General features: G+C 43.3%; 6 protein-coding genes. 4 read left to right on the plus strand and 2 right to left on the minus strand.

What is annotated here, in order from left to right:
• The first annotated feature begins 381 nt into the window (after positions 1 to 381).
• Entirely contained in the window at positions 382 to 621 is a 240-nt protein-coding gene (locus ACFFAP_RS35230) for a hypothetical protein (RefSeq protein ID WP_375515560.1), read from the plus strand.
• Between the two features lie 206 nt (positions 622 to 827).
• Here the strand turns inward: ACFFAP_RS35230 and ACFFAP_RS35235 are convergent, their stop codons facing one another.
• Positions 828 to 1235, minus strand: coding sequence for a universal stress protein (locus tag ACFFAP_RS35235; RefSeq protein ID WP_375515565.1), 408 nt, complete (start codon positions 1233 to 1235; stop codon positions 828 to 830).
• A gap of 89 nt (positions 1236 to 1324) precedes the next feature.
• On the opposite strand from ACFFAP_RS35235, the gene ACFFAP_RS35240 reads away from it, so the two are divergent.
• The 3 genes from ACFFAP_RS35240 to ACFFAP_RS35250 all read left to right on the plus strand — a co-directional run bounded on the left by ACFFAP_RS35240 (position 1325) and on the right by ACFFAP_RS35250 (position 3854).
• Complete coding sequence (locus ACFFAP_RS35240; protein WP_375515561.1) at positions 1325 to 2527, plus strand: phosphoglycerate kinase; 1203 nt, start codon at positions 1325 to 1327, stop codon at positions 2525 to 2527.
• Between the two features lie 136 nt (positions 2528 to 2663).
• Complete coding sequence (locus ACFFAP_RS35245; RefSeq protein WP_375515562.1) at positions 2664 to 3182, plus strand: AAA family ATPase; 519 nt, start codon at positions 2664 to 2666, stop codon at positions 3180 to 3182.
• A gap of 54 nt (positions 3183 to 3236) precedes the next feature.
• The gene (locus ACFFAP_RS35250; RefSeq protein ID WP_375515563.1) at positions 3237 to 3854 is read left to right on the plus strand and encodes an NUDIX hydrolase; all 618 of its coding nucleotides are present in this window, start codon (positions 3237 to 3239) and stop codon (positions 3852 to 3854) included.
• A gap of 203 nt (positions 3855 to 4057) precedes the next feature.
• Here ACFFAP_RS35250 and ACFFAP_RS35255 read toward each other — a convergent pair whose 3' ends face one another.
• Positions 4058 to 5401: a pre-peptidase C-terminal domain-containing protein gene (locus tag ACFFAP_RS35255; protein ID WP_375515564.1), complete on the minus strand. Its 1344-nt coding sequence runs from the start codon at positions 5399 to 5401 to the stop codon at positions 4058 to 4060.
• Between the last annotated feature and the right edge of the window lie 156 nt (positions 5402 to 5557).

Raw genomic sequence — 5557 nt, forward strand, 5'->3', positions numbered from 1 at the left:
TTATTCTGATTAATTTTTAATTTTTAACTTTTAATTTTTAATTAAAAAAAGGTCACAAGTCGCTTGCTGTTAAAAACACTCAGTATTTACACTAAAGTATAAAGATTTACTATCGGATAAGATAATGCTTATAGGCATAAAATACATGTACATTTATATACTCTACTGAGGCAAATAAATCAGTAGAGTATTTTTATAGGAATCTGATGTCTGCTCTTTGCCCCTCAATACCGTTCGGTTAAAGAATTTCTTGATGGTACAGACGCGCTGCGGGCATCCGTGCGGAACGCGTGAAATACATCGTCTATATAGTCCTGCTTGCGGGGCTGGCCGGACTCGTCGAGACGGCGAGGCTCGGTATGGGCGATCCTAGCAAGGTCGGTGTTAACGCAAAATTCGGGGCGATCGCTGTCGAACTCACGTTACGTTATTCACCGCAAGCGCTGCACGCAAGCTGGCGTTGAGCATCACCGAAGAGAAGTCGATTGCCGTACCATCGCCAGCATCAGGACTTGTTTGGCAGGGCAGAGGGTTTATTGGTTTCGTTCCTGTCCCTCGAAGGGACTATTACTCCGTGGTGGCAGCTCGTGCTTTGCGGCGGCTTTCTACTTATGGTCGTGATCTTCCAGCAGCGTATCACGCAGAGGGGCTAATACATGGTAAACGCATCTTATTTCTTATTAAAGGAGGCAGAAGGCAGGAGGAAGATTGCCCTCACTCTTGAACTGCCTTCCTTGATAAAAATTAAGAAGAATTTCAAAAGTTGGCGATCGCTACAAATATTATTAGTATTGAGCAACACACTAGCTCCTGGGCACTTAGCACTGCTAGGGCACAATCAGCACTGGGCAAGGGGAAAGGTTAATCACGCGAGTAGTAACACTATCATCCGCTCCCTCTTCAGTCAAGCCTAGCCCTCGACAGCCCATAATGATTAAATCGGCGCCGATTTCATCAGCGACATCACAGATAGTAAAAGCTGGTTTACCTTGCCTTTCTAGGATTTCGGATTTAATTCCTTGCCCAGAAAATAAAGATTGGGCATTTTCCAGCAGCTTGGCAACTACCTCTGGTGACACCATCGGATCTGCACTAGGCGCATCTGGAGATGGTTCTTCTACCACAGACAGCAGCACCAAGCGACTGCCGAACTTTTTAACTATGTTGGTCACCATATCAGCAGCTTCCCGCGTTTCCCGGCTTTGATCAATAGGAAATAGTACTGTCTTAAATATCTCTGTCACTTGGGTACCCCTGACTCCGGTAAAATCTTGATGGTTCTACTTTCAAAACAATAACAAAAAGGCAATCAGGAGAGTTTGGTGTGTCCAAAAAAAGTTTAGCAAGTTTATCTTCGGCTGATATCTCTGGGAAACGTGCCTTAGTGCGGGTTGACTTTAACGTGCCTGTGGACGATCAAGGCAACATTACCGACGATACTCGCATTCGCGCCGCTCTACCAACCATCCAAGATTTGACGCAGAAGGGAGCTAAGGTCATTCTCACCAGCCATTTTGGCCGTCCCAAGGGTGTGGATGACAAATTACGCCTAACTCCCGTTGCCAAGCGTCTGTCTGAGTTACTGGGGCAAGAAGTCATTAAAACTGATGACTCCATTGGCGATGAAGTTGCAGCTAAAGTTGGCGCGTTGCAAAATGGCCAAGTGCTGTTACTGGAAAATGTGCGTTTTTACCCAGAAGAAGAGAAAAACGACCCAGAATTTGCCAAAAAATTGGCAGCTAATGCTGATTTTTATGTAAATGATGCTTTTGGTACTGCACACCGCGCCCATGCTTCTACTGAAGGTGTGACTAAATTCCTCAGTCCTTCTGTGGCTGGATATTTGGTTGAGAAGGAATTAGAATATCTGCAAAACGCCATTGAAAATCCCCAACGTCCTTTGGCGGCAATTATTGGCGGTTCCAAAGTTTCTAGCAAAATTGGCGTGATTGAAACACTGCTGGACAAGTGCGACAAGCTGATCATCGGTGGTGGGATGATTTTCACGTTCTACAAAGCCCGTGGTTTGAATGTTGGTAAGTCATTGGTGGAAGAAGACAAGCTAGAACTAGCGAAATCTTTGGAAGCTAAGGCTAAGGAACGGGGCGTTACCTTCTTGTTACCCACGGATATCGTATCAGCAGATAAGTTTGCTCCTGATGCTAATGCGACAACCGTCAGCATTGAGAACATCCCCGATGATGGTATGGGTTTGGATATTGGCCCAGACTCGGTGAAAGTTTTCCAAGAAGCCCTTGCAGATACCAAAACGGTAATTTGGAACGGGCCGATGGGTGTGTTTGAGTTTGATAAGTTTGCCGCAGGTACGGAAGCGATCGCTCATACCCTTGCCGAAATTAGCAAAACTGGTACAACCACTATCATTGGCGGCGGCGACTCAGTAGCGGCTGTGGAAAAGGTTGGTTTAGCCGATCAAATGAGCCACATCTCCACCGGCGGCGGCGCTAGCTTGGAGTTGCTTGAAGGCAAGGTTTTACCTGGAATTGCAGCTTTAGATGATGCTTAAGAAAATTAGCTCTTAAGCTACTGAAAAATTTGGTAGTTTTTGACAATTGTAGTAAGGGTGCGGTATACCGTACCCTTACTATATTTATTAGCATTTTTGGCAACCATACTACCAAACTTGTGGAGGTGAAACTGTAATGGCAAGAATTGAAGAAATTTCAGTCAAAAACTATAGGGTTCTGCAAAATATTACCCTAAAAGATATCAAACCTTTTTCTGTTTTCCTTGGCCCTAATGGTAGTGGCAAGACTACTTTTTTTGATGTGATAGGTTTTCTTTCAGATTGCCTTACTACTAATGTTCGCAAAGCCTTAGAAAAGCGAGGAAGATTTCAAGAAGTTATCTCCCGTGATTGCCAAGGTCAAGAAATTGAAATTGTAATTAAGTATCGTGAAGATAATAAATCTCCTAAAATCACCTATACAGTTGCTATTGCTTTACCAAATGGAGCGCCAATTGTTTCAAGAGAAACTCTCAAATGGAAGCGCGGTTATCATGGAAAACCATTTGATTTTATTAAGTTTGAAAATGGTGGAGGTGAAGTAATTAGTGGTGAAAATCCCGAAATTAATCACAAAAAAATTCACTATCAAATGGATGACCCCAGTAGAAGTTTTCAGATTTTTCGAGATGGATTAAGAAGCATCATAAAATAAAATTTATTAATCAGGTACTTGCTTGCACTAATTTACACAAAATTGGAAAAAACTGTGGAACCAAAATGGCTGGAATGGGCGCAAAAATTACAAGCGATCGCTCAAAATGGTTTGACTTATTCTGAAAACCCTTTTGATATCGAACGCTATAAACAATTACGAGCGATCACCACAGAAATTATGGCGACTTACTCGAATGTAGAACACAGCTATGTTCTCGATTTGTTTAGCCGTGAAGTAGGATATGCAACTCCCAAAGTTGATGTGCGAGGAGCAATTTTTCGTGATGATACTATATTATTAGTCAAAGAACGAGCTGACGGCTGTTGGACTTTACCTGGTGGATGGGCTGATGTCGGCGAGTCGCCCAGTGAGGTAGTTGTGAAAGAAGTATATGAAGAATCTGGATATCAAGCACGCGCGATCAAACTATTAGCAGTCTATGACAGAGACAAACAGGGACATCCACCGTTTCCGTTTTATGTCTACAAGCTGTTTTTTAAGTGTGAACTTATTGGTGGTTCTCCATCATCAAGTATTGAAACTGAAGAAGTAGGTTTTTTTGCTGAACATGCATTACCAGAACTTTCCATCGGACGTGTGACACCAGCGCAAATCACGCGGCTTTTCCAGCATTATCGCCAACCAGATTTACCGACAGATTTTGATTAAATACCTCTGCATTACGAAGATGGGTATCTGGTACTGGACTTGTTTTTATTCTGCATACGTAGTGATCTGTCAAGAAAGAATTGATCGGTCAAATTCTCTTGTCGAGTAAAGGGAAACACGTTGCCGTGTTCCCCTAGTTAGGAAGAAAATTATCCTTGAATCTGCATTCCGATGTCAGTACAATCTTTAAGTTGACAACGTTCTTATGCCAAACTGACTTGTAGGGTATAAGAAAAATCAGCGTTAGAGCTGCTACCAGAGAAAATTCCGCCATCTTCAGGCAAGAAAGCAAATTTACTCACTGAAATGGAGTACGTACCTGCATCCAGGAAACTAGTGATTAATGACGAATTGCCATCGCCACTATCGTCGTTACTAGTCACTAAATTCCCTTCACTGTTAAACAGACCGAGAACTGTATCTCCAGGTGTCACCGTACTGATAGTGACAGTTTCTGGATTTGCTAAAGAAAATGTAAAAAAGTCGAAATCGGAATTATCCCCTGGTTGAACTGTTGCCAACTGGGCCAAGAGATTAATGTTTGAGCCTGATGATAAGGAACCTAATCCTTCAGCGCCCTCTAGTGAGTTGTTTGTACCTTCTCCAGCATTTTCCCGCTCATAGAAAAGGAAGTCATCACTATCAAGTCTGAGATTGGTTTTCCCTTCCAGAATACCTATGATTTCATCTTGCTCTGTTCCCGGTTTGTCTAAGAATATTCGTGTGTTGCTTCCAACAGCTTGCAGACGATAGTCCTGTGGAGGTCCTTTGAGTTCAATTTGATCTTGGCTAGAGTCGAAGTCAGTAATAGTAGCGAAGTCCCCAAAACCAGGATTCGTAGTGTTGTTATCGTCATAGAAAACATTTGCAGCGTCACCCAGGATAAATCTATCTGCCCCAGCCCCACCTGTGAAGCGATCAGTTTCCCCTATTCCAGGTGGAAGCGGACTACCAGGGAAAACACCGATGAGGATGTCGTCTCCAGCCCCCCCATTGAGTACGTCATTGCCTGGCCCGCCCTGTAGACTATCATTGCCGTCGCCACCATTGAGGATATCATTGCCATTATTACCATCTAGAGTATCATTGCCTCCTCCGCCATTCAAAATGTTGTTAGAAGTATTACCAAAAATGAAGTTGCTAAGACTGTTACCTGTCCCAGTGATGTCGCTACCTTCCCTCAGCGTCAGATTCTCCAGATTGGCGCCTAGTGTGTAGGTGACAGAAGACCGGACGGTATCTGTGCCTGAATTCGCAGCTTCGATAATCCTATCAACAGCACTGTCAATTATGTAGGTGTCATTGCCTGCTCCCCCATTCAAGGTGTCAGCACCTAAGCCCCCATCAAGTGTGTCATTGCCATTTCCACCGATTAGACTGTCGTTTGCCGTCCCACCTGCAAGGGAATCGTCACCAGCCAAACCATTCAAGATATCGTTACCTGAGGGACTATTGGCATTACCATTACCAGCCCAACCAACTATGGTGTCATTTCCCGAAGTCCCAGAAATATTGTCAGGACTTGTAGTGCCGAAAAAAAATGCCATGTTATTTCTCCTGAATTTCTCACTAATACGTAAGTTCAGCCTTAGTCAAAGAACTATTCATCAGTAAAGATGTAGATTAGTTGCCATTTGCGTAATCTAAGGTAGAAACCACTAATTATTTGGTTAATAACTTTTAAAGAAAAAAATATCCAGCTA

The organism is uncultured Nostoc sp. (assembly GCF_964245575.1).
Classification (GTDB): domain Bacteria; phylum Cyanobacteriota; class Cyanobacteriia; order Cyanobacteriales; family Nostocaceae; genus Nostoc.